Raw genomic sequence first — 23486 nt, 5'->3', positions numbered from 1 at the left:
GATATGAACTATGGCCCTGGTAGGGTTATTTTAAATAAAGGTATTTTCCAGGAGTTCTTTGACAAGATTGAGGGAGACTCCTTTGATGTGACCACTGCCGCCAATGTATTCCATGAGATGGTAAATAAAGAGAAGAATCTGCATGTGATCACCTCGGCCCAGGCCATTTATCCGGTGGTTAACGACCAGGTGCTTCCCCTGGTAAACCCTGGCCAATCGGTGGCCGTAAACAGTGCCGCAGTGAATTACCAGCAGGCTCCTGGGCAAGCTAACCCTGAGCAGGCTGAGGCTTCTGACTCAGCTAATACCAATGCTGTGGAACCAGAGAAACTTGTTGTTACCGGGGTAGAAGTCAAGCTGCAGGATGGTACCTCCAGGAAGTTTTCAGCCCAGCGGGTTATTGATGCCACCCAGGATGCTGATATTGCTGCTGCTTCGGGAGTACCCTATACCTACGGACAGGAAGATTATGGACGGGGCGATAGCTTAATGGCTGTGACCCTGGTGTTTAAGCTGGATGGCATCAGTAAGGCAGACTGGCTCAAAATGATGCTGCATCTAAATTCCAGCCGTGAACCCCATACCGGCGCAAACCTGGTAAGCGCCTGGGGATTTGGTACCCTAATGAAGGGCTATCAGTCTAATGTTCCTGAGGTGGCCATGCGTGGTTTGAATGTGGGCCGCCAAAAGGACGGGACAGTTTTAATAAATGCCTTACAGTTATTTGGTATTGATGGACTGAAATTAGAAGACCGCAAGCGGGCTAGGGAATTGGCCCAAGAGGAACTGCCACATATAGTCGAGTACCTAAACGAAAATGTACCAGGGTTTGCCAACGCATTTTTGGCAAACACAGCACCTGAACTATATGTCCGTGAAACAAGGCATATCGAGGGACTTTATCGCTTAAATATTGATGATGTGCTGGAGAATAGGGATTTTTATGACCGGATAGCCTTTGGCTCATATCCCATTGATATCCAGGCAACAGACCCTGAATTTAAGGGGAATGTGATTGGGGTGCCCATCCAGTACGCAGTTCCATTCAGAAGCATTGTACCCCAGAAGGTTGAGAATCTGTTGGTGGTAGGCAGGGCAGCAAGTATTGATTCATTGCCCCACGGCAGTGCCAGGGTAATTCCCATAGGCATGGCTACCGGACAGGCTGCTGGAATTGCCGCAGCCATAAGTCTGGAAAGCAATTCTTCCTTCAGCAGTATGGCTAACAATACTTTCTTAATTGACCAGCTTCAAAAGAATCTGACCAGTCAGGGTGCAGACATAAAGCCCTTTAATTTACCAGTTCCACCTGAAACCCAACACTGGGCCTACCCGGGGCTAAAGTTCATGCGTCATTATGGGATGGCTGCAGGTGGTTACGATAATAACTATAGATTGGATGCCCAAATGCCCGAAACCCAGTTTATCAATGGCTTGAGCTGGATGACGAGGCTCACCGGCGTTAAGGTGAATGAGCGTCCCAAGCTTTATGCCGAGGGCAATGAGCTTACCCTGGAAGACACGGCCTATATGATGTCCCGCTACCTTGGGTTGGACTTTAATAAACAGCAGGCTCTAGAGTATTTTGACAATGTTGGTTTCTGGAATCCTCAGACTATGGATAAGATCAAACAAAATAACAACGTTGTAACTGTAGGTGCCGGATATATGTTGTTAAAAGAGTTCACTGAATGGTTGGCGGCTAATCCCGGAGGCGAAATTTAGGGGACAAGCTAATGAGAAGTTAAATAATTAACAACAAAAACCCTAATTATGCCGCACTTAAAGTGCGGCATAATTTGTGACCTGCTGGTCCGCGGGTTATAATACATATTGGAGAAGCATGTCGCAGGAGGAGATAAAATTGCTAAGTAGGTGGTGGAAGTACGGGCTTTGGGCAATGGTGGTTGTGGCGATTTTTACCGCAGCCCATGTGGCCTTCTGGCAGCGAATAATGGTGGAAAAGGATTTCCGCCAGGTACAATTGGTTGTTAATTATGAAGAAATTGCCTCCCTGGCGGGGTACAAAGGTCTAACTGCCCGGGAAGGAATAAAGGAGTTTTCACAGCACGGAGTCTCCGGCGTGGTATTGCGGGAAGCAATGATTGATGACCTGAGGCTAAATGGAGATATCCATGTGTTTAGTGGTCAGGAGCTAGAGTACCAATTACAGGACGGAACTGGCTTAGGTTTCAATATTGTGGGCAGCAACACCTACATCATTACTTCCAACAGGGACACTTATAACCAGCTGGCCTCTCACATGAAGGTTAAACTGGCCGGTGTCAATACCTATGAATTGTCGGATACCTATGTAATTGAGACCGTTGCTCCCTATATAGGAATAAAGGAATTGGGGGTCGGCTTTACCAGTGCCTCTCTGGCGGATGTCCAGGAGTCTGGCATGACAATAATTCCCCAAATCCGGACTTGGCCCGGTGCAACCCAGCAAAGTATTATCCAGGCTTTTGATTTGTACCGTGACATTCCTAATGTCTCAGCAGTCATGTTTAATGACGACACCTTGCCGGGTTTTTCCGAGCTGCTTCCTGTTTTGGCCTATGAGCTTAGTAAAATGGATGTGCCCATAACCCAGGTTGAGTTTTTCCCCCAGAGGGGCTTAACCAAGGTGGCAATCCTACTGGACAAGGATGTTGTTAGGCTGCATACCATAGCGCAAAATGAGATGAAAAGGCTTACCTCAGCGGAAGCCTTGGACCGTTACACCTTGGCAGCGGCCGAGAGAAACCACCGTATTTTACTGGTTCGCCCTTTATTGATAGGGGGCGATTTATTTAAGGAAAATATGGAGTTTATGGACCGACTGGTACTCCGCCTTCAGAATGAAGGTTTAGAGGTGGGCAGTGCCGATAAGCTGCCCCCTGTTCCGGTATCCAGGGGACTAATCTTCTTGATAGGCATGGGAGTGCTGGCAGGCGGACTGCTATTGCTGGAGCGTTTAGCCCCTACCAGGTATTCACCCGCCCTTGGGGCTGTTGGTGCCGGTTTATGGGCAGCGGCACTCTTTTTATCCCCGGAATTTGCGCGAAAGCTAATGGCCCTGGGAGCTGTGATTGTATTCCCAACCCTAGCGTTATTAATGGGTGTAAAGCAGGAAGGTAGAACCCCGGGGGCTGCCATATTGGCCTTTATCCGCATTTCCCTGTTTACATTATTAGGGGCCCTCTTCACCGTGGGCCTCCTGGCAGATGCGGGATTCATGCTGAAACTTGACCAGTTCCTGGGAGTTAAGCTGGCCCATGTTGTTCCTTTGTTAATCGTCATGCTGTATTTTCCGCTGCTTTCTGCCAGGGGGAAGGTATTGGTTGAAAAGATCAAGGAACTCCTGGAAAGTCCCGTTAAGCTGGGGGTGGCCCTGGCCGCCGGCTTTATGGCAGTAGCAATCGCCATTTATGTAATGCGCACGGGGAATGAGGGAATGGCCGTCAGTGGGCTGGAGCTGCAATTCCGCAGTCTTTTAGATCAAATACTGGGAGTAAGGCCAAGGACCAAGGAATTCCTCTTGGGGCATCCTGCCTTGCTGCTGCTGTTGCTTTACGGCTACCGTGACAATAGGTTTTTACCCCTGTTGTTATTGGGTGCCATTGGACAGGCATCACTGGTGAATACCTTTGCCCATATTCATACCCCGCTGGTGATTTCCCTGCTGAGGGCCTTTCATGGACTGTGGATAGGTATATTACTGGGGCTGGCTGTATACCTGGCTATTAGGCTGGTCAGCCGCTGGGGGAGAGATACCAAATGGCTAAAGTAGTGATTTCAGGTTATTACGGCTTTGATAATCTGGGTGATGAAGCGGTTCTTTTTAGCATTTTGAAAACTCTGAGGGAGCTCAATGTTGGGCTGAGGATTGATGTCCTGTCCAACCAGCCGGGGCAGACTGCAGAGGTTTATAAGGTGAGTGCCCATAATAGATGGAAGCTGCGGGAGATTTACCGAGCCCTTAAGGATTCGGATATGCTGATAAGCGGCGGCGGAAGCCTATTGCAGGATGTTACCGGATTGAAAAGCCTGCTGTATTATTTAGGAGTTATCCTGCTGGCCCGTATGCTGGGCAAGCCTGTTTTCTTTTACGCCCAGGGCATAGGGCCGGTAAATAGCGGGCCGGGCAGACTTTTGATGCGGCTGGTGGTTAATGGTGTTCAGCGCATCACCGTTAGGGATGAACTGTCCTGCAGGGATCTGCAGGACATGAAGATTACCAGGCCGGAGATACGGGTTACTGCTGATCCGGTGCTTGGTCTGGAGCAAAGGTTTGTTGATGATGAGGCGGGCCGGAAGATACTGGAGCAGGCCGGGGTAAATCTTTCTAAAGAGAAAAAGCTTATTGGCGTATCCCCCAGGGAGTGGCAGGGGCTTTCGGAATATAAGCAGGTGTTGGCTGCCCTCTGTGATAAGTTATCACGGGTTGGCTTTCAGGTGGTGTTTTTACCCATGCATTATCCCGATGACCTTAAAACCTCCCAGGAGATTGTCTCCCTAATGGAGCAGCCGGCCACAGTGCTAACCGGCAATTATTCTGTGGCCGATACTGCGGCATTAATTGCCAATATGGATTTATTGGTGGGTATGAGACTACATGCCTTGATTCTAGCAGCGGTGATGGGTGTCCCCCCGGTGGCGATTTCCTATGATCCTAAAATAGATCGTTTTATGAATCTTCTTGGCCGGGAAGCGGCCATTAATGTGGCAGAGCCTGACTTTGACTGCTTGTGGGAGGATGTTCAAACAATTATTTGCGACCCCTGGGTAGCCCGGGAGGAGTTGGTTCAAGAGGTTGAGCCCCTTAGACAAAGGGCTAGAGAATCGGCGGTAATGGCTTTGCAGGTTTTGGATAGGCACCTGCGTGGTGATCGAAAGGCGGCTACCTATATTTAATGCATTATGGAGGGAAACAATGAAAAAGAAAAGCTGGCTCCCGATCCTGTGTCTATGTTTATCACTTTTGTGGTCCTTGCCTGCCTGGGCGGCTAATCAAGTGGCTCCCGGCGTACGTCAGTGGTCCTTTCAAAAGACCAACTGGGAAGGTAAGCCCTATCTAGGTCATGTCCTGGAGGTAGATCCAAAGCAGCGATTTACCGAGATACGTCCCATTATGGGCAATGATCTGGTGGGCAGTAAAGAGGTTTTAAGCAGCATGGCCGAGCGTACCGGCGCGGTGGCTGCCATAAACGGTGGTTTTTTCGATACCGGCTCGGGGATACCGGTAGGTAACGTGATTATTGATGGTAAGGCAGAATATATTTCCGATATTCTGAGGACATCCTTTGGCTTAACCAATGACGGGTCAATGGTGGTTGGCTATCTATCGCCCCAGGTAAAGCTTGCTATAAACGGCTCTGAGCTGAAATTAAATGGAATAAATATGGACCCCTTAAGCAATGGCTTAGTCCTATACTCTCCTGCCTGGAATAAGGACATCCCTGCCTCAATGAAGCTAATGCTCTATCCTGCCGAGGAGGGTTCCTTTCGAATGGAACCGTCCTACAGTGGAATTCCTGCACCGGCCGGTGGCTACATCTTAGCGGGTTATGGTCAATCAGCCAGTCAATTAGTTTCAATACAAGCTGGCACAAGGGCTAGGGTATCCCTGGATATGCCGGAGAATTGGCAGAATATCCGGCATGGCCTTTCCGGCGGTCCCCTCCTGGTGGAAGGTGGACTTCCCGTGGAGCAGGCAATCAACGAGGGCTTGTGGGGATCGGTATTACAGGCTGCACCCAGGACAGCCATAGGGATCACCGCGAACCAAAAGATTCTTTTAGTGGTGGTGGATGGTAGGATTGACAGCAGTGCAGGCCTTACCCTAGAAGAACTAGCTTATCTAATGATTGAATTGGGTTCTGTTCAGGCTGTGGCTCTGGACGGAGGTGGCTCCAGTGAAATGTGGGTCAAGGGGCAAATAGTAAATACCCCCTCGGATAAAAGGGAACGGGCCCTGGGCAACGGCTTGGTAATTATTCAGCAAATGCCTGTGTACATAGATCAGCAGCGAGCTTACTTTGATGTACCGCCCCAGGTTGAAAATGGTCGCACCCTGGTGCCTATGCGCAAGATATTTGAGCAGTTAGGTGCAGAAATTGCTTGGGATGCAGAGGCCAAGAAGGTCACTGCCACCCGGGGAGAGCAGATTATTGAGCTGACCGTGGGCAGCTCTGCCGCTGTTGTGAATGGCAACAAAGTAACCCTTGACGTGCCTGCCAAGGTTTTAGACAGCCGCACCCTGGTTCCACTGCGCTTTGTAGGAGAAGCCCTGGGGGCAGATGTAAATTATGTTACCTCAGGTGGACCCACCATTTATATTGACAGCAGGGGAGGGACCGGAGATGTTAAATAAGCTTAGGGTTGCTATGGCGGTATTACTTTGTCTTAGTTTTGCTGTAATGCCGGCTTTGGCTGACGATTTGACCCAGACTGAGCCTGTGGAAGTAGAACAACCCCCGGTACTTGCCAGGGATTATATTGCCGATATTAATTGGAACTATCCCCAGTATGTTCAGTTTTTATCTAATGGTAATATCCTGCAGAGCCGGGTGGGTTCCTGGGACCCGGGCATTATCGAAGTGGACAGGTCCGGTAGGGAGGTTTGGTACTTCCGGGGCATCCAGGCCAACAGTGCCAGGAGATTGGATAATGGAAATACCCTGGTGGCAGATTCAGGGGCTCCCGGGGCACCCTATGTACCTAGGGTGGTGGAATTGACTCCGGAGGGAGAAAAGGCCTGGGAGTATGTGCTGCCTTCCATAAATCAGGCACCCAGGTATGCCGAGAGGCTAAGCAACGGCAATACATTAATAGTGCTCCCCTTTGAGATAAGGGAAGTAAATCCTCAGAAACAAACAGTTTGGCAATATGGGACTGGGAAGCCCGGTAAGTCAGGTACTCCTGGCAACCTGGAACGTCCCCTGCGGGCCTATCGACTGGCCAACGGCAATACTTTAATTGTAGACAGGGGCTATAGCCGTGGACAAGTCATCGAGGTGACTCCAGCTAAAAAGGTTGTCTGGCAGTTTGGCTCCCCTGGAAGCAGTACTGCCGGTTCCAAGGATCAAGAAAATCCTCCTTCCCTGGTTAGACCCATCGATGCCCTTAGATTGGCTGATGGTACAACCCTGGTCACAGATAAGAAGCAGGACATGTTATTTTATGTGTCTTCCGGTGGACAGGTGTTGGAAGCCAGAACCTGGGAGGGAATTTATAAAGCTGCCCCGGTGACGGATTTATGGTTTGCCCAACCCTTAGAAAACGGCAACGTGCAAATATCGGCTACCATGGTCACAGGCCGCAGCAGGGTGGCCGAGGTTGTTGGCGACAGCATGAAGGTTGTTTGGCCTAAAGAGATTAGCCAACCTGAAGCGGAATAAGCAAGATAGCTGGAAGTGTTAACAATAGTTACCTCATAATGAATTGTATATATTTGAAGGAACGAAGGGGTTTTTGGCGAAATATATTTGCTATACTTTAAGGAGGGAATACTTATTTTGAAGAAAAAACATTTGTTAATACTCATTCTGCTAATCGCCTTTAGTGTAGTAGTAGCCGGCTGCAGCCAAGAAAGAAAGCTTGAGGTAAAGGTATTGAGTCCCGAAGAAGCTGCCTATATGGAGGGGGACCCAATTGAAAACCTGGTTAAGAAAGAAACAGAATGGTTAGGTCGCCTGGAGGTAGTTAAAGAGGAAATAGACAGTGCCTATTCTGGATGGGATCAAGGTAATATTAGTAAGGAAGAATACCTTAATAAACTATCCAGCAATATGGATGTAGTCAGGACAATTGTCAAGGAATTCGATTTACACATGGAAGTAAACACCTTTCCCGCTGACGTGAAGAATCAAGATATCTATCAGGACGGATTGGCCTATGGGGAAAAACTCAGAACTACAGTAAATAACTATATTTATATGGTTACAAGGGGAATCAGGGATATGGAAACGGGAAATCTTAAAGCGTTGGATGATGACCAAATTAAAGGCTTGCACGAAAGTCAAATGGTTGAAACCTACAATGACTATAAGACCAAATTAGAGTGGGGTCTTGAACAAGCTAAGTAATAACAAAGATGCCGGGAGGTCATGACCCCCCGGCATACTTTATTTATCCAGTCTTGCACCGAATTGTTTAAGCTTCACCTGTATCCAAGCAATGTCCTCCTGTGAAAAATCCCGGGGATTAGTTTTCGCATTCAAAGCCCTGACAGCGGCTACTCCGGCAGCATCACCTAACACTGCCAGGTTGGGCAGTACCCTTAGTTCCGCCCAGGCAAAGGAGGATATACCGGAGGCATAGCCTGGAACCAGCAGATTCTCCGTGTTTGTGGGCAGCAGGGTTTCCAAGGGCATGTAAACAGGGTTTTTCGGCTGACCTCCTGCCAATATCCAATCAGGTCTCAGGTTATCTGTCACCGGCCAATCATAGGGTCCCGGGGCAGCCAGATCCTTGTCTGTGAAAGCATTTATATCCATCATATAGTAGCCCAGGCCTATTCGGGTAGGAAAGTTTTCAAGGTCAGCGCCGATATTGGGAGCTGGCCCCGCCAGCTGGGCTTCTCTGGTGGTAATGGCAAAGTCTTTATTCTCTTGCAGCTTGTCTTGATTGCTTTCTAGGGGACTGTGCACAGATTCCCTAATGTACATCATTTGTCCCACCACTGGATGTCCATTGTTATCACGCACCAGCTCAGCTTCGCCAAAGCCATACCATTGACCAGTGGAAGGGTCTTGAACCTGGAACCGCCTAAAGACATTGATAAACTCCGGCTTGTCAAGGAACTCCCTGGCCCTAACCCAGGCCTGATCTGTATTTGTGTAGTAGGGCAGCATATCTGCCGGGTATATATCGGTGCCCTTGTCCCGCTGGTGGGCTCTCCCGTCCACATTAAAGACCAGCAGGCAGTTGATCCACCAGGTGTCGCTGTCCTTGCCTGTGGCAGCCGCATTTAAGGGCTTCAGGGCAAAGCCCTGGGGGCCAAATTCATTGTTGAAATCAATGACCTCCCGGTCTGAGGTAAATATATCCGTACCCCCGGCGATTCCCCAGCTACCTTTGTTGTCCCGGACGAATTCCCAGCCTTCAAAGTGTGTGTTCTTCGAAGGAGTCTTGACTCCGGTCACCTTAAACATCAAGGTAGCTGCCTGCTGCCTGGCCAGCGGGCTATTTTGCTCTTCCTTGGGGAGGTATTCGTCTGGCCAGTCAGCCCTACCAACTGTCACCGAGTTGCCGGACATTCTTGTAAGACGTCCGTCCATGGAGGCGTCAATAAATATTTTTCCCTTGATCCTCTGCTTTTGTTCGCCCCAGGCAATATGACCCTCCTGGTTTCGTTGAATGTTCCTTATATTTATTTCTTTGATTGTATTATTCTCAGATGTAAGACTTTCCAGGTCGTAACCATAGATTATCTTTATATTGGGAAACTGTCCCAGATCATCTTTAATTATCTGGGACATGCGGTCAGGGTCATAAAATTGGCCTGCCTGAGATAGCCAGCGACCAAAGGAGCCCTGGGTAACCACCTTGCCCTGCCAGAAGCGAATATCGGTAAAATTCTGTGCTCCCACTGTGCCCAATCCACCCAATTCGGGTAGCGGGTCGTTTACAACAAGCAATATCTTATTTTTTGGAGCGGCAGCTGCAGCACTGCGGGCAGCTGCGCTGCCGTCAAAGCCACCTCCCAGTATTACTATATCCTCCTTCAAAACAGGAGTGCCGCCGGGGAGTGTGCAGCCGGTAAGGAACAGGGTAAAGAGCAATAAGATTACTAGTCTAATCATAGGGTCACCTCTCTAAAATATAAATAGCTTGCCTAAAAAAAGAATATATAATATTAACTGCCAAATATTTGTTTTTTTAGCAGGGAAACAATATAATAAAGCCGAAATACTTCGTATTATTAGAAAATCTTGGGGGTTGCTATGCTAGATATCAATGCTATTCAACAAATTCTACCACACCGCTATCCAATCCTGTTAGTTGATCGAATTTTAGAACTGGAAGAAGGAAAAAGGGTAGTGGGGATTAAGAATGTAAGTGTAAATGAGCCCTTTTTTCAAGGTCACTTCCCTGGTTATCCCGTAATGCCGGGTGTTTTAATTATTGAGGCCATGGCCCAGGTGGGTGCCGTGGCTATCCTTAGTATGCCTGCCTATGCCGGTCGTATTGCACTTTTTGCCGGAATTGATAATGCCCGCTTCCGCCGGCAGGTGATTCCCGGGGATACCCTGCGCATTGAAGTTGAGGTAATTAAGCTTAGGGGAACTATCGGGAAAAGTAAAGCACGGGCCTATGTTGGTGAGGAACTGGCCACCGAAGCTGAGCTGATGTTTGCTATTGCCAAGAAAGAGGACGAATAAGGGCGAATTTCTCTATATTTTTTCGTTAGGGCACCCTTATGTGAGAACAAACACAAATATTAGCACTAGTTAGTTAAGATAGCTAAAATTGTTACTATACTTTTTTGAAGCTCTTAGGGTAGAATTAATTAGATTATGACTTGCAACCGGTATATTATCGGAGGGATATAAATTGAACAACATAATTCCTGCCTTATTTGTGGCCCTGGCTGTGTCTCTGTTGATTACTCCCTGGGTACGCAAGGCCGCCATTAAAATTGGTGCCATGGATCTGCCGGATCACCGGAAGGTTCATAAGGGTATCATGCCGCGCATGGGTGGACTGGCCGTTTTTTTGGCATTTGTAGCGGCAGTTTTGTTAACTCAAGAGTTAGATAGAAAGTTAATCGGTCTGCTGATTGGCGGGTTACTTATAGTATCCCTCGGCATTTTAGATGATACCAGGGGTTTATCGGCCAAGGTAAAGCTGGTGGGGCAAATTGCTGCGGCGGCAGCGGTTATTCCCTTTGGCGTGCAGGTTGAGTTTATAACCAACCCTATTAGCGGGGAGCTACTGCAGCTAGGTTATCTGGGTGTTCCTGTAACTATCTTTTGGATTATTTCCGTAACCAATGCCGTTAACTTAATTGACGGGCTGGATGGTCTGGCGGGGGGCACATCCTTAATAGCCGCCCTGACCATAGCTGCCGTTACCTGGCGCCAAGCAACTCATATAGGCGGAGATGGCATGGAAGTGGCAGCCTTGGCATTAATTCTTGCCTTTGCTATCCTGGGCTTCCTTAAGTACAATTTCTACCCTGCTAAAATATTTTTAGGAGATACCGGCTCCATGTTTTTGGGCTTTACCCTGGGAACCATGGCCATTATGGGTGTTGCCAAAACGGCCACGGCCATATCCATTATCGTCCCCATCGTTATTTTGGGGATTCCCTTGATGGATGTTTTCTTTGCCATCCTACGTCGTTATCAGAGTCACCGCCCCATATTTCAGCCCGATAAAGAACACCTCCACCACCGGCTAATGGCCCTAGGCTTAAGCCATAAGCAGACAGTGCTGGCCATTTATGGTGTGAGCCTAGTTCTGGGAATTAGTGCCTTTTTACTCACGGTCTTGACCACCAGCCAGGCGGTAATGCTGCTATTTATCTTAACTGTCACAATAATTGTCTTAGCTAATAAAATTGGGGTCATTGGTTCAACACAAGGGTTTCAGCAGCGGTCCTCCAAAATGTAGGGCCGCTTTTTATTAAGAAAGTCTACCATTATGAGGAAAGGATGGGAAAAATGAGAGTTCGCAAGGCCATTATTCCGGCGGCAGGTCTGGGAGTTAGGTTTTTACCCGCCACCAAGGCTCAGCCCAAGGAAATGCTCCCCATTGTCGATACCCCAACCATTCAGTACATAATTGAAGAGGCTGTGGCTTCGGGAATTGAAGACATTCTGATTGTCACCGGCCGCAATAAACGGGCCATTGAGGATCATTTTGATAAATCCTTAGAGCTAGAAGTGATGCTGGACAACAAAGAGAAGCATGAGCTGCTGGGTATGGTGAGGGATATCAGTGAAATGGTGGATATTCACTACATACGTCAGAAGGAGCCCCTGGGCCTTGGTCATGCCGTTTATTGCGCCCGGAAATTCATAGGGGAGGAGCCCTTTGCGGTCCTTTTGGGCGATGATGTAATCCGCAGCAAGGTACCTTGCCTTAAGCAAATGATCAATCTGTATGAGGAAGTAAGGTATTCCATCCTTGGTGTGCAAGAGGTTCCCATTGAGCATGTAAATCGCTATGGCATTGTGGAGGCCACCACCGAACGCCCCGGGCTTAGCAGGATTTATGATTTGGTGGAAAAGCCAGACATAGATAAAGCCCCGTCTAACTTAGCAGTCATGGGCAGGTACATCTTAAGCCCGAGAATTTTCAACATATTGGCCACAACCCGCCCAGGAGCCGGCGGGGAAATCCAATTAACCGATGCCCTAAGGATGCTGGTCCGTGCCGAGGCAATTTACGGCTGCATCTTTGAAGGAAAACGCTACGATGTGGGAGATAAGCTAGGCTACCTTAAGGCTACCGTGGAGTTCGCCCTCGACAGACCCGACTTAGCCGACGACTTTAAGCAATATCTAAAAGAGCTGGTTTCCGATAAATTATAAAAGCAGAAATGAGTCGGGAGTCCGACTCATTTTTTTGCTCCTGAAGAGCCCTTTGATTTACTATCCTTGCCAAGCTTGAGATAGCTTTCAAGCATTTTTTGACGTTCGCTAATATGTTTTATATCAATTTTAGCCATTTTAAGTACTCCTTTGGTATTGATTACTAACTAATTATAGTATTGACATAAAAATGAGGTTATAAACCTTGCCAGCATTTGGAATTTTATGCATAATAAAAAAGAATAGACCATAAAATAAACCTTGGATCATACTGGATATCGGGAGGTAGATTTTTTGAGCCATAAGATAGCCTTTGGCACCGACGGGTGGCGGGGAATAATTGCCGATGATTTTACCTTTGATAATGTAAGGCTGGTAACCAGGGCGGTGGCGGCCTATGTAAACAGCCAGGGGATAGGTCAGAGGGGCTTGGTTTTGGGTCGGGATAACCGTTTTTTGGCAGAGGAGTTTGCACAGGCAGTGGCAGAAGAATTAATTAAGCAGGAGATTCCTGTTTATTTGTGCTGTGGAGCAAGCCCCACCCCTGTGACCGCCTATGCCATTACCCTCAGGAAGGCTGCGGGTGCAATTATGCTGACGGCCAGTCACAATCCCCCTCCATATAACGGTTTTAAATTTATTCCTGAGTACGCCGGACCGGCCTTACCTCATATCACAAAGGAAATAGAAGAGAATATCCGACGTTTGCAGGCCGGGGAACCCTGTGACTTCTATAAGCTAGAACCCGCCGAAGGACGTTACGGACATTTAATTGAGGAAAAATCTTCACAGATCTGTGACTGCAGTGAGTTTTCACCCTTTGAGGACTATGTCGGACAGGTTTCTGAAATTGTTGATTTGGAGGCTATCCGGCGGGCAGGACTAAAAATAGTCATTGATCCCATGTATGGTGCGGGTATCGGTTACCTGGAGCACATCCTTGGGAATGCCGGTGTTGAGACGGAGGTTTTCAATAATATCAGGGATCCGCTCTTTGGTGGAACCTTGCCGGAACCAACCGGGAAATCCCTGACTGAATTAAAAAACAGGGTTAAAGTGGGAGGGGCTCACCTGGGCTTGGCCCTGGACGGTGATGCAGATAGGTTTGGCATTATAGATAGCAACGGGGAGTACATTACTCCCAACCAGTTTTTACCCCTGCTCTACTATCATCTGCTTACCGTAAAGAACTGGCGGGGCCCTGTGGCCAGGACGGTGGCAACTACTCACCTATTAGACAGAATGGCCGGTAAATATGGGCAAAGGGTCTTTGAATCTCCTGTGGGCTTCAAATATATTGGTCAAAACCTGCTGGAAAAGGGCTGCATCATAGGTGGGGAGGAAAGTGGCGGACTATCCATCAAGGGACATATACCTGAAAAAGATGGTATTCTGGCGGGACTCCTTGCAGCAGAAATGGTTGCCCACCATGGTAAAGGCTTAACGGCAATTTTACAGGATATTTATACCCAGTTCGGGCAGCTGTATAGTGAAAGGCTGGATATACATACAACGCCTGAGTTGAAAACTGCCATCCTAGAGCAGCTAAAGACCTTTGCACCTGGAAAGTTGGCTGGGCAGCAGGTAGTTGAAAAGATCACCCTGGACGGCATCAAGCTGGTCCTTGCAGACGGCGCCTGGGTGTTAATTAGAGCCTCCGGTACAGAACCTCTATTTAGAATTTATGTTGAGGCCAATAGCCCGGAGCAAAAAAAGCAGCTTCAAGAAGAAATAAAGCAGCTTTTGAATTTGAATTAAGATTTTATAATGAAACCATAATTTTCTTATCAATAACTATTTAAGTTTGTATTTATTTAAAGGAATTGAGTGTTATGCTGTCGAAATTCTTAGACAGCATATTTTTTCTTTGAATAACTTTGGGCATATTGGGCTTTTTTGGGGTGAGTATCTTTGTACAGTAGGATTTATAAATATAAAACTGCATTAAAAGCGTTAATTCTCATTAACGTTTTTCTTTTGCTGCCCTGGCCCACTTCCCTATTGTACGGGGAGGAGTCAAATTACCGTACCGAGAATAACCTGGCCGCCGGCATTATGGGTGTTCCCGGACTCTGGTCCTATCAACTGGGCTCTTCCATTACCGGGTTGACTGGAAAGGGACAGATAATTGCTGTTGCTGATTCGGGCCTTGACGGAGGGAGTCTTGAATTATTACATCCGGATATAAAGGACCGGCTGGTGGGAGTGAAGGATTTTAGCGGGGATGGTTGGGCCGACCCTAATGGGCACGGGACACATGTGGCGGGAAGTATCGTTGGCACAGGCTCAAAATCCGAGGGGGTTGTCAAGGGAATAGCCCCGGAGGCCGGTCTATATTTCCAGGCTACCTATAATGATAAAGAAAAAACCCTGCGTATTCCATCGGTTTATGAACTGCTGGCAGACGCATACAATACTCCCGGTCAGCCCAGGATACACGTAAATAGTTGGGGAGCCAGCTTCAGTGACGGAGTCTATGATTGGGATACCCATAGTTTAGATAAGTTTGTTTGGGATCATCAGGATATGGTGGTGCTCAAGTCGGCAGGTAATGGCTATAAGACCTCTAAGCCCTTTGTAAGTTCGCCGGGAGCAGCTAAAAATGCCATTACCGTTGGTTCCACTGAAGGAACCAGGGGTGTCGATACCAGCTCAGATAATCCGGACCAGGTGGCGGGTTTTAGCAGCAGGGGGACCCTTGATGGACGTATTAAGCCCGAGGTGCTGGCTCCGGGTACTTGGATTTTGTCTACCAGGAAGACAAAGCCTAACCTAGCCTCGGATAGTTATATCGGTTTGTATAATCAAAACTATGGCTATATGAGTGGAACCAGTATGTCCACCGCCCTGACTGCCGGCTCCCTGGCACTGCTGAGGCAGTATTTTCAGGCCAAGGGGGTAACACCCAATGCATCACTGCTTAAGGCAGCTCTCATATTTGGCACCCAAAAGCTGCCCGGTGTTTCTGCCAGTGACCAGGGTTTTGGTCGAGTGAATGTGGAGAATACCCTGGTTGCTTTGGAAAATGGCAACCTGTTTTATCAGGACAACCCTGGCCTGCAAACAGGGGAAACAGTTACCTATACTTATACCAGTAACGGGCAACCCTTCCGGGTAGTCATGGCCTATTCAGATTATCCCAAGACACCGGGGGTAGGCAAGGACCTGGTTAATGATCTAGACTTAAAGGTTATCGGTCCTGATAGTAAAGGCATTTATTGGGGTAATGGCTACATTGAGGGTGATCGGCTGAATAATGTTGAAGAGGTAATTGTGTATAATCCTGAACCAGGCCAGACCTACACCATTGAAGTGGCCGGACATGATATTGTTCACGGACCTCAGCCCTTTTCAATTGTTTTTGGCGATATGACCTATTCGGGAACTGTTGCGGAAATTAACAGTGAAGAGATAAAATTTTCCGACGGCAAAGCCTTTAAGCTTGATGAAGAGGTTAATTTTCGGGTTATTTCCGGTGAGGAGGAGCTTATCTCTGCAGCCTTAAAGGATATTCCACCAGGGGCAGAGGCCTACCTATCCTTTGGACCAGATGGGGAGGTAACCCATATTGAGGCCATTTATATAACCATGACCAGTAAAATAATGTCCAAGGAGGGTGCCAGGCAGTTAACTATCTTTGATGGTACCCGTTGGACAATGGCTGATCAGGTCAAAATTTTTGTTGGCGAAAATAAGTTGAATTGGGCTGAGCTGCCTATCGAGTCTGAAGTAAAGCTCACGGTTAACCCTGTGTCTGCCAGGGTTTGGCGGGTAGATGTAAAAAATCTACCGGACAATTCTCCTTACTATTCTTTGCCAATATCGGATGAAGAAGTAAAAAAGGCCATTGCAGATTCTAGAAGTTCAGGGAAGGTTGTACTTTCAGCCCCGGAGGACGAAGAGCTAGAAAAGTCTGTTACCTTGGCCTTTAAAGCAGCTATGGCTACTGAGATATACAGTAACGGTCGACCGCTGGAGTTAAGGCTGCCGGGCTTGATAATTGAGATACCGGCCGGTGAGTTTAGCCGCTTCGGTGCAAATTTGCAGGGGGCGCAGCTTCAGATGAGGGTTTCCTGGCAAGCTGGAGGAGAAAAATCCCTTCCCTCAAGTGATTCCTTAATGTACCTGCGTCCAGTGGGGAGACTGGTGGATGTGCGACCGACAATTGTGTGGCCTGACGGTACCCAACTGCCAGTTAGTAATACAAATAATCCTATTAAGGTAACCATTACTTCACCCATTGGTTCCACTGCCGGGCTAAACACTCAGAAAATGGGGGTTTACCGTCTTAGCGAACTAACTCAAATGTGGGAGTTTATAAGCAACGATTATAATCCTGATACGGGCAAATCAACTATTACCGTTGACCGTTTGGGTAAATTTGCGGTACTGGAGGCTAGCCGGACCTTCTCGGACATAAATAATCATTGGGCCAGGTCGGATATTGAAATTATGGCGGCCCGACATGTTGTGAGGGGAATGACATCACAAACCTTTGCCCCCAATGATATGGTTACCAGGGGACAGTTTACAGTGATGTTGGTCAGAACCTTAGGTTTTTCTGAGGATACTGCTGCAGCTAAGTTTACTGATTTGCCAGCTGACTATTGGTGTGCTGGAGATGTTGGGGCAGCAGTGAAGATGGGTCTGGCTGCCGGCTATAGCGATGGGACCTTTAGGCCTGATGAACCTATCACCAGGGAACAAATGGCTACCATGTTAGTTAGGGCACTTACTCTGATGGCTGATAAAACCTTTAGGGATACCGGTTACACCCTTGGAAAATTTAACGATAGGGATGATATTTCCGATTGGGCCAAGGACTCGGTTGCCATTATCGCTGGTGAGGGCATAATGAATGGCCGGGAGGAAGGTATATTTGCTCCCAAGGAGCAGACCACCCGGGCCGAGGCGGCCACCGTTATGGTTAGACTGATTAGCAGTATAGCAAACAGTGGAAAACGATAGTTTATTTGTTGGTAAGATAGATGATTTTAATGGGTTCTGCAGAATAGCAGGGCCCATTAGTGTTTCTTTTCCCGGCTCTTTTTAGTATAATGCTGGCGGTTGGTGAAGGATATTTGCCGGGGGAGTAGAATATACTACTTTTATTGTCAAAAACTTGTATTAATGTACAGTAAGACTGGAGGTTCCTCTTTTGTCTACCGGAAAAATGATTGCCAGGGCGGCCCTGGTGGTGGCAGTAATTAACCTGCTGTCACGAATTTTAGGTTTTGTTCGTGAGTTGGCCATTGCCTATATGTTTGGTGCCACTGCCGTCACCGATGCCTATGTGGTGGCCTTTAATATCCCAAATGCGGTTTTTGCTATAGTTATCGGTGCCCTGGCTGTTGTTGTGGTGCCGGTTTTTAGTGAGTATGTGGCTAAGGGTCAAAAGGATGAGGCCTGGCGGCTGTTTAATACGGTTATTACCATGGTCATTGTGGTTTTTTCCGTGCTGACTGTGGTGGGCTTTTTTGCTGCCCCGCTTCTGGTCAAGCTTACAGCCCCGGGACTTCCGGCAGATACCGCCACCCTGGCCATTCGCTTGACTGTGATTATGCTGCCCATACTTATTTTTTATGGGTTGGCTACGGTTTTTCAGGGGCTCCTTAATGCTAATCAGGTCTTTGCCATTCCAGCCTTAAGTACCAGTGTTACTAACCTTGTCATTATCATTTCTGCCCTGACCCTGGGAGGCTGGTATGGAGTTGAGGGACTGGCGGTAGGCACGGTGGGGGGCTTTGTGCTGGCAGCCCTGATCCAGGTTCCTAAGCTCAGGCAGCAGGGCTTTAGGTTCAAATTTTCCACCGATTGGCGCCACCCAGGGGTACGCAAGGTTATGTACCTGGTGGGGCCGGTGGCCATAGGCACTTCCCTCAACCAGATTTACTTAATCATTGACCGGATTTTGGCCTCGGGTCTGGCCGAGGGCAGCATTTCAGCCTTGAATTTTGCCAATAGACTTATTTTAATGCCCATAGGTTTTTTTGTCCTGGCGGTGGGTACCGCTTTCTACCCTTCCATTACTAAGATGGCTGCCGAGAGCAAGTATGAGGAACTGGCCAAAACGGTACGGGGGGCCTTTCGGGTGGTGACCCTTTTTGCATTGCCAGCCGGTGTGGGACTTCTGGTGTTGGCCTATCCCATCATTAAGCTGCTCTTTGAAAGGGGCCAATTTGATGCCCGGGCCACCGAGATGACTGCCATTGCTTTGTTGTTTTATTCCATTGGCCTGGTGGGGCAGGCTGCCAATATTATTTTGACCAGGGGCTTTTATGCCCTCCAGGATACCAAGACACCCGTAAAGCTCATGGGAGTCACCGTTGTAGTAAATGTTATTTTGAGCCTTCTATTTATCGGGCCCCTGAAGCACGGTGGCCTGGCTTTGGCCAATTCTCTAGCATCCTTATTAAATACTGTTATGCTTTCCTGGTATCTAAATAAAAGAATTCCTGGCATGTGGGATGCCGGTATTTTTAAATTCTTTGGGCAAGTGGCGGCTGCTTCTGCAGCTATGGCCGCTGGGGCCTGGGGTGTCAGCTATTATGCCTCCGGCTTATTGGCGGGTCTAGGCACCCTGGGTCTGGCCCTGCAGGTTGGGGCTGGGATTGCTGCCGGTGTTGCAATTTTCTTAGTGGCAGTCTTTACTTTGAAAATGGAGGAGACTGTACTGGTTTCTACCTATGCCAATAAGCTTTTAAAACGCCTGGGTCCATCCCGGGGCTAGTTAAAGCCGCACCAAATTATTCTATGCCGCATAGCATGGGATAAGGAGGTGACAGCCATGATTAAGGCAACACAACTGGAAACCAAGGATGTTGTCAACTTGTCCGATGGGGCTAAGCTAGGACCGATAAAGGACCTACATATCGACATGGAAACCGGCAAGGTCATTGCTCTGGTATTGCAGGCCCCCAGCAAATATTTCGGGCTGATGCGCTCGGGTAAAGATATGGTGATTCCCTGGGAACTGGTCAGCAAATTTGGTTTGGATGCCATTTTGGTAGATCTACAGCCCATGGATCGCCGGTATTACCAAGATTAAAACTTTGTTTGACATAAAGTAACTGCTTTGCTAAAATAAATCTGGTAAATTTCTAACTGAATCGCTCATCAAGAGAGGTGGAGGGACTGGCCCGATGAAACCCGGCAACCTCACGTAAGGTGCCAATTCCTGCGGGAAGCTATTTCCTGACAGATGAGGTTATTATGGCTGATTAAATAACCTCTCCCATATGGAGGGGTTTGTTTTTTGGCTGTGTTGCAGTTTGGTGTTTAATTTTAAAATGACAGGGAAAGTTAAATACAGGGAGGGAATCCATTTGAGCAGAAAATTATTTACTTCTGAATCTGTTACCGAGGGTCATCCCGATAAGGTGGCTGACCAGATTTCTGATGCTGTCCTTGATGCTATTTTAGCTAAGGATCCCAATGCCAGGGTAGCATGCGAAACCTTTGTAACCACAGGACTGGTATTAGTTGGGGGAGAAATTTCCTGCCAGTGCTATGTTGATATTCCCAAGGTTGCCAGGGAGACTATTTTAAACATTGGCTATACCAGGGCAAAGTATGGCTTTGATGGAGATACCTGTGCGGTCCTTACCGCCATTGATGAGCAGTCCCCGGACATTGCCATGGGTGTGGACAAGGCCCTTGAGGCAAAGAGCGGTGAAATGAGTGAGGAAGAAATTGAGGCCATTGGCGCAGGGGATCAAGGGATGATGTTTGGCTTCGCCACCAATGAAACACCTGAATTAATGCCCTTGCCCATTGCCTTGGCCCATAAGCTGGCCCGCCGTCTATCCGAGGTTCGCAAGAATGGAATGGTAGAGTATCTGCGCCCCGACGGTAAGACCCAGGTTACTGTAGAATACGATGGTGATAGGCCATCCCGGATTGACACCATAGTTATTTCTACCCAGCACCACCCTGAGGTGGATTTAGCCACCATTCGCAAGGATATGATTGAAGTAGTAGCACATCAGGTGCTACCCGCTGAATTGATTGACAGCAATACTCGCTTTTTCATCAACCCAACGGGACGCTTTGTAATTGGCGGCCCCCATGGGGATGCTGGACTAACTGGACGTAAAATCATTGTCGACACCTATGGCGGTCGTGCCCGTCACGGCGGTGGTGCCTTCTCCGGTAAGGATCCCACAAAGGTGGACCGCTCAGCCACCTATGCTGCCCGCTATGTGGCTAAGAATGTGGTGGCTGCCGGACTTGCGGACCGCTGCGAGGTACAGGTGGCCTACGCCATCGGTGTGGCTCACCCGGTTTCTGTACGGGTGCAGACCTTTGGCACAGGCAAGGTTAGTGATGACTTGATTATTCAGCTTATTAACCGCCATTTTGACCTGCGTCCTGCGGGTATCATTAAGAGCTTGGATTTACGTCGGCCAATTTATAGGCAAACTGCTGCCTATGGCCACTTTGGCCGTCTGGATCTGGATTTACCCTGGGAGCGTACCGATAAGGCAGGTTTACTTAGGGCAGAGGCAGGTTTGTAAACCTAGCTCTATAGCCTTTATTTACCACATTGACACTACACACCCCCGGTGGAGTAATAAACATACTCTACAGCACGGGGGTGTTTTTTATGTATCAGACTCTGGAAGTTTTGCTGGTGGTTATTCTGGCTTGCTACGGGGTTTACCGGCTGGCGCAGGATGTGATAAGTGCCTTTAGGGTACAGCCGGGACCACCGGTCAGCATGCTGATAGTGCTTAAGGACCGGGCCCAGGACGTGGAATATATTATCCGTAGATTGGCTGCCTGGCGAAAGCACCAGTGGGTCCAATTGGAGCTGGTGGTGGTGGATGACGGCTCGGAGGATGATACTGCAAAAATCCTGGAGGGCTTGCAGCAAAGGATACCCTTTCGACTGGTTGCCCTGGAGTCCCATCCCAAGGAAGAGTCCCGGACTGTGGACCAGGGGATGATTAGCGGCTTGCTGCACTGTCATAACAGCCTGGTATGGCTGGTGGACCTGAGAAGGATTCCCACGGGACTGCAGGCAGAGAAGGTTTTCCGTGTATTTTTTTGCCAGGGCTGGAGGTAATTTACCAGCATTGTCGAATATTGCATGACGGAGGGGGTGACAGCTATGGCTAGACAGGGAGGCCTTAGCCTTTTATATACCTGGACAATCATTTTGCTTGGCTTTGCCTGGCTTTATAAGATATTCCCCAGTTTGAATTTTGACAGTGCCGGGATACTGGTGACTTTGGTAGTCCTTGGGATTCTGGCCGAATGGCTGGCGGTACCCTTTCCCCAGGGCTATCTCTCCGGGGGCTATGTGGTGGTCCTGGCTACCCAACTGCTTTTCGGCGGGGTAGCCACCGCCTGGGTTACCGGTGTTGTTACACTCATTGGCCTAGGAATTGCGAACCGGGGCAATCCCTTGAGAAGCACACTGTTTAACAGCAGCCAGCACGTTTTGGCAACGGCTGTGGCGGCCCTGGCCTTTGAATTGGTCAGTGCACAAATTCTTGGGATTTTTGTTTTTACCTTTGTATATTTTGCCGTTAATCATTTCCTGGTGTATATATATCTGCTGCCTGGCAGGAGGGATCACCCCAGTTTGTTTGGCTGGGATGCCCTGCAATGGGATGGCTATACTTATCTTTTTACCGCACCCTTTGGGGCTCTGATGGCCGTGCTGTATCAAAATATGGGTGCGGGCTGGGCGGTGCTGCTGTTTCTTCCGGTATTGGCGGCCCAATTGGTAATAAGGAAATATGTACATCTGGAGCTTTCCAACCGGGAGTTAACGGCCCTCTTTCAAGTGGCCAAGCGTCTAAGGAATAGTTACCAGCCGGAAACCTTTTTTGACCAAATACTGCAGGAGGCCCGGCGTATTGTGGATTTTCACACGGGAGTTATTTTATTTTGGTCCCAGGAGAGGCAGATCTTTCTGCCTGGTGCGGTCCGGGGAGCCTTCAAGGAGGATATGAGCAATCTGGTGCTGTCGCCCGGGGAGGGTCTGGTGGGTAGGGTAATTGAGACAAAGGAACCACTGGTTATCGGCAATATCAGGGATGATGCAGCCTTAGCCGATGAGGCTGGGCCCTTTAAGCCTTTCCGCTCCCTTATGGTTATACCCCTGATGTCTCAGGGGGAGGCGGTAGGGGTGCTGGTGCTGGGGCAGATGTATCCCTATGCCTTTGAGGATAAACATATGCAGATGCTCAGCATCATAGGGGGACAAGCAGGTATTGTGCTGGCTAATGATATGTTGGAGTTTAGGGTTAAAACCCTTATGGCTATAGATGTTTTAACTGGTTTTTTAAATCACAGGCAGTTTTACCGCCAGGTGGTGAAGGAGTTTATTAAGGCAAACTCCTCCGGTACCCCTATATCCCTTTTGCTGGTGGATATAGATCGCCTGCGGGATTTTAACTCCCGTTATGGTCATGGGGCAGGGGACGGCTTAATCGAGATGGTGGGCTCGGTACTGAGGGAATATACCCGACCCTCGGACCTTTTAGGCCGATATGGCGGGGGAGAGCTGGCGGTGCTTGCCCCTGGTGCGGATCATTCGGATGCGGTGAGTCTCGCGGAAGAAATAAGAATAGAGGTTAGGGATCGCAGGCTGGTGCCGGAAGAATCCAAAAGCCAGGTGATGGTAACGGTATCTATCGGTGTGGCCACCTTTCCCTATGACTCCAACGACCCGGATAAGATTTTCCTAGGGGCGGAAAAGGCTGTGGCCAGGGCCAAGGAATTGGGCAGGGACCGTACCATAAGCTACAACCAGATAATCAAGAGGGTTAAGTCACAAATAGAAAAGAGTCCTGGAGCAACGGGAAGCTAGCATTTTAGACACCTTGGTAGGGGTGTCTTTCTTTATGGCCTAAGATTACTTTGTACTGACAAGCCTATAAAAGGGCCGAGTTGTTGGAATATAAATCTTAGGTTTGTTTGATATGTATAAATATAAGAACTAACTCA

17 protein-coding genes and 1 riboswitch are annotated in these 23486 nt (G+C 48.5%); of the genes, 16 read left to right on the top strand and 1 reads right to left on the bottom strand.

The genetic code is table 11. The features are described 5' to 3' along the window. The 6 genes from P6N53_RS17605 to P6N53_RS17580 all read left to right on the top strand — a co-directional run. The coding region (locus P6N53_RS17605) for an FAD-dependent oxidoreductase (protein ID WP_304545530.1) at window positions 1–1725 on the top strand (1725 nt) is incomplete at its 5' end. 139 nt (window positions 1726–1864) lie between these two features. Continuing rightward, window positions 1865–3775 carry a DUF5693 family protein gene (locus P6N53_RS17600; RefSeq protein ID WP_304545528.1) on the top strand — a complete coding sequence of 637 codons (1911 nt, stop codon included), beginning with the start codon at window positions 1865–1867 and terminating at the stop codon, window positions 3773–3775. Continuing rightward, window positions 3763–4899, top strand: coding sequence for a polysaccharide pyruvyl transferase CsaB (csaB, locus tag P6N53_RS17595; RefSeq protein ID WP_304545526.1), 1137 nt, complete (start codon window positions 3763–3765; stop codon window positions 4897–4899). Before P6N53_RS17600 ends, csaB begins: the two co-directional genes overlap by 13 nt. 19 nt (window positions 4900–4918) lie before the next feature. Next, complete coding sequence (locus P6N53_RS17590) at window positions 4919–6358, top strand: phosphodiester glycosidase family protein (RefSeq protein ID WP_304545523.1); 1440 nt, start codon at window positions 4919–4921, stop codon at window positions 6356–6358. After that, window positions 6348–7385, top strand: coding sequence for a hypothetical protein (locus P6N53_RS17585; protein ID WP_304545521.1), 1038 nt, complete (start codon window positions 6348–6350; stop codon window positions 7383–7385). The genes P6N53_RS17590 and P6N53_RS17585 overlap by 11 nt, the downstream gene beginning before the upstream one ends. 117 nt (window positions 7386–7502) lie before the next feature. After that, window positions 7503–8072, top strand: a complete 570-nt coding sequence (locus tag P6N53_RS17580; protein WP_304545519.1) for a hypothetical protein — start codon at window positions 7503–7505, stop codon at window positions 8070–8072. 39 nt (window positions 8073–8111) lie between these two features. On the opposite strand, the gene P6N53_RS17575 is transcribed toward P6N53_RS17580, so the two are convergent. Then, window positions 8112–9791, bottom strand: coding sequence for an FAD-dependent oxidoreductase (locus tag P6N53_RS17575; RefSeq protein WP_304545518.1), 1680 nt, complete (start codon window positions 9789–9791; stop codon window positions 8112–8114). Window positions 9792–9932: 141 nt separating this feature from the next. Between P6N53_RS17575 and fabZ the strand changes: the two genes are divergently transcribed. From fabZ to P6N53_RS17525, 10 genes are all read left to right on the top strand, one after another. After that, on the top strand, window positions 9933–10370 hold the full coding sequence (gene fabZ / locus P6N53_RS17570; protein ID WP_304545515.1) for a 3-hydroxyacyl-ACP dehydratase FabZ: 438 nt from the start codon (window positions 9933–9935) through the stop codon (window positions 10368–10370). Between the two features lie 172 nt (window positions 10371–10542). Continuing rightward, the gene (locus P6N53_RS17565; protein WP_304545513.1) at window positions 10543–11604 is read left to right on the top strand and encodes a glycosyltransferase family 4 protein; all 1062 of its coding nucleotides are present in this window, start codon (window positions 10543–10545) and stop codon (window positions 11602–11604) included. A 50-nt stretch (window positions 11605–11654) separates the two neighbouring features. Further along, window positions 11655–12527, top strand: a complete 873-nt coding sequence (gene galU / locus P6N53_RS17560) for a UTP--glucose-1-phosphate uridylyltransferase GalU (RefSeq protein ID WP_304545512.1) — start codon at window positions 11655–11657, stop codon at window positions 12525–12527. 294 nt (window positions 12528–12821) lie between these two features. Next, window positions 12822–14285 carry a phosphoglucomutase/phosphomannomutase family protein gene (locus P6N53_RS17555; RefSeq protein WP_304545511.1) on the top strand — a complete coding sequence of 488 codons (1464 nt, stop codon included), beginning with the start codon at window positions 12822–12824 and terminating at the stop codon, window positions 14283–14285. A gap of 153 nt (window positions 14286–14438) precedes the next feature. After that, a complete protein-coding gene (locus tag P6N53_RS17550) occupies window positions 14439–17495 on the top strand; it encodes a S8 family serine peptidase (RefSeq protein WP_304545509.1) in 3057 nt (1018 codons plus the stop codon). 190 nt (window positions 17496–17685) lie between these two features. Next, entirely contained in the window at window positions 17686–19257 is a 1572-nt protein-coding gene (gene murJ / locus P6N53_RS17545) for a murein biosynthesis integral membrane protein MurJ (RefSeq protein WP_304545506.1), read from the top strand. A 57-nt stretch (window positions 19258–19314) separates the two neighbouring features. After that, window positions 19315–19575, top strand: coding sequence for a YlmC/YmxH family sporulation protein (locus tag P6N53_RS17540; RefSeq protein WP_304545505.1), 261 nt, complete (start codon window positions 19315–19317; stop codon window positions 19573–19575). A gap of 62 nt (window positions 19576–19637) precedes the next feature. Continuing rightward, window positions 19638–19735, top strand: a riboswitch (SAM riboswitch). 117 nt (window positions 19736–19852) lie between these two features. After that, entirely contained in the window at window positions 19853–21043 is a 1191-nt protein-coding gene (gene metK, locus P6N53_RS17535; protein ID WP_304545503.1) for a methionine adenosyltransferase, read from the top strand. A gap of 89 nt (window positions 21044–21132) precedes the next feature. After that, window positions 21133–21594 (top strand): glycosyltransferase, encoded by a 462-nt coding sequence (locus tag P6N53_RS17530; protein WP_304545501.1) that lies wholly within the window; start codon window positions 21133–21135, stop codon window positions 21592–21594. 45 nt (window positions 21595–21639) lie between these two features. Then, entirely contained in the window at window positions 21640–23349 is a 1710-nt protein-coding gene (locus P6N53_RS17525; protein WP_304545499.1) for a GGDEF domain-containing protein, read from the top strand. Window positions 23350–23486: the final 137 nt, after the last annotated feature.

This window comes from Desulforamulus aquiferis, from assembly GCF_030577015.1.
Lineage (GTDB): Bacteria > Bacillota > Desulfotomaculia > Desulfotomaculales > Desulfotomaculaceae > Desulfotomaculum > Desulfotomaculum aquiferis.
This window is presented reverse-complemented; position numbering and strand designations above follow the sequence as displayed.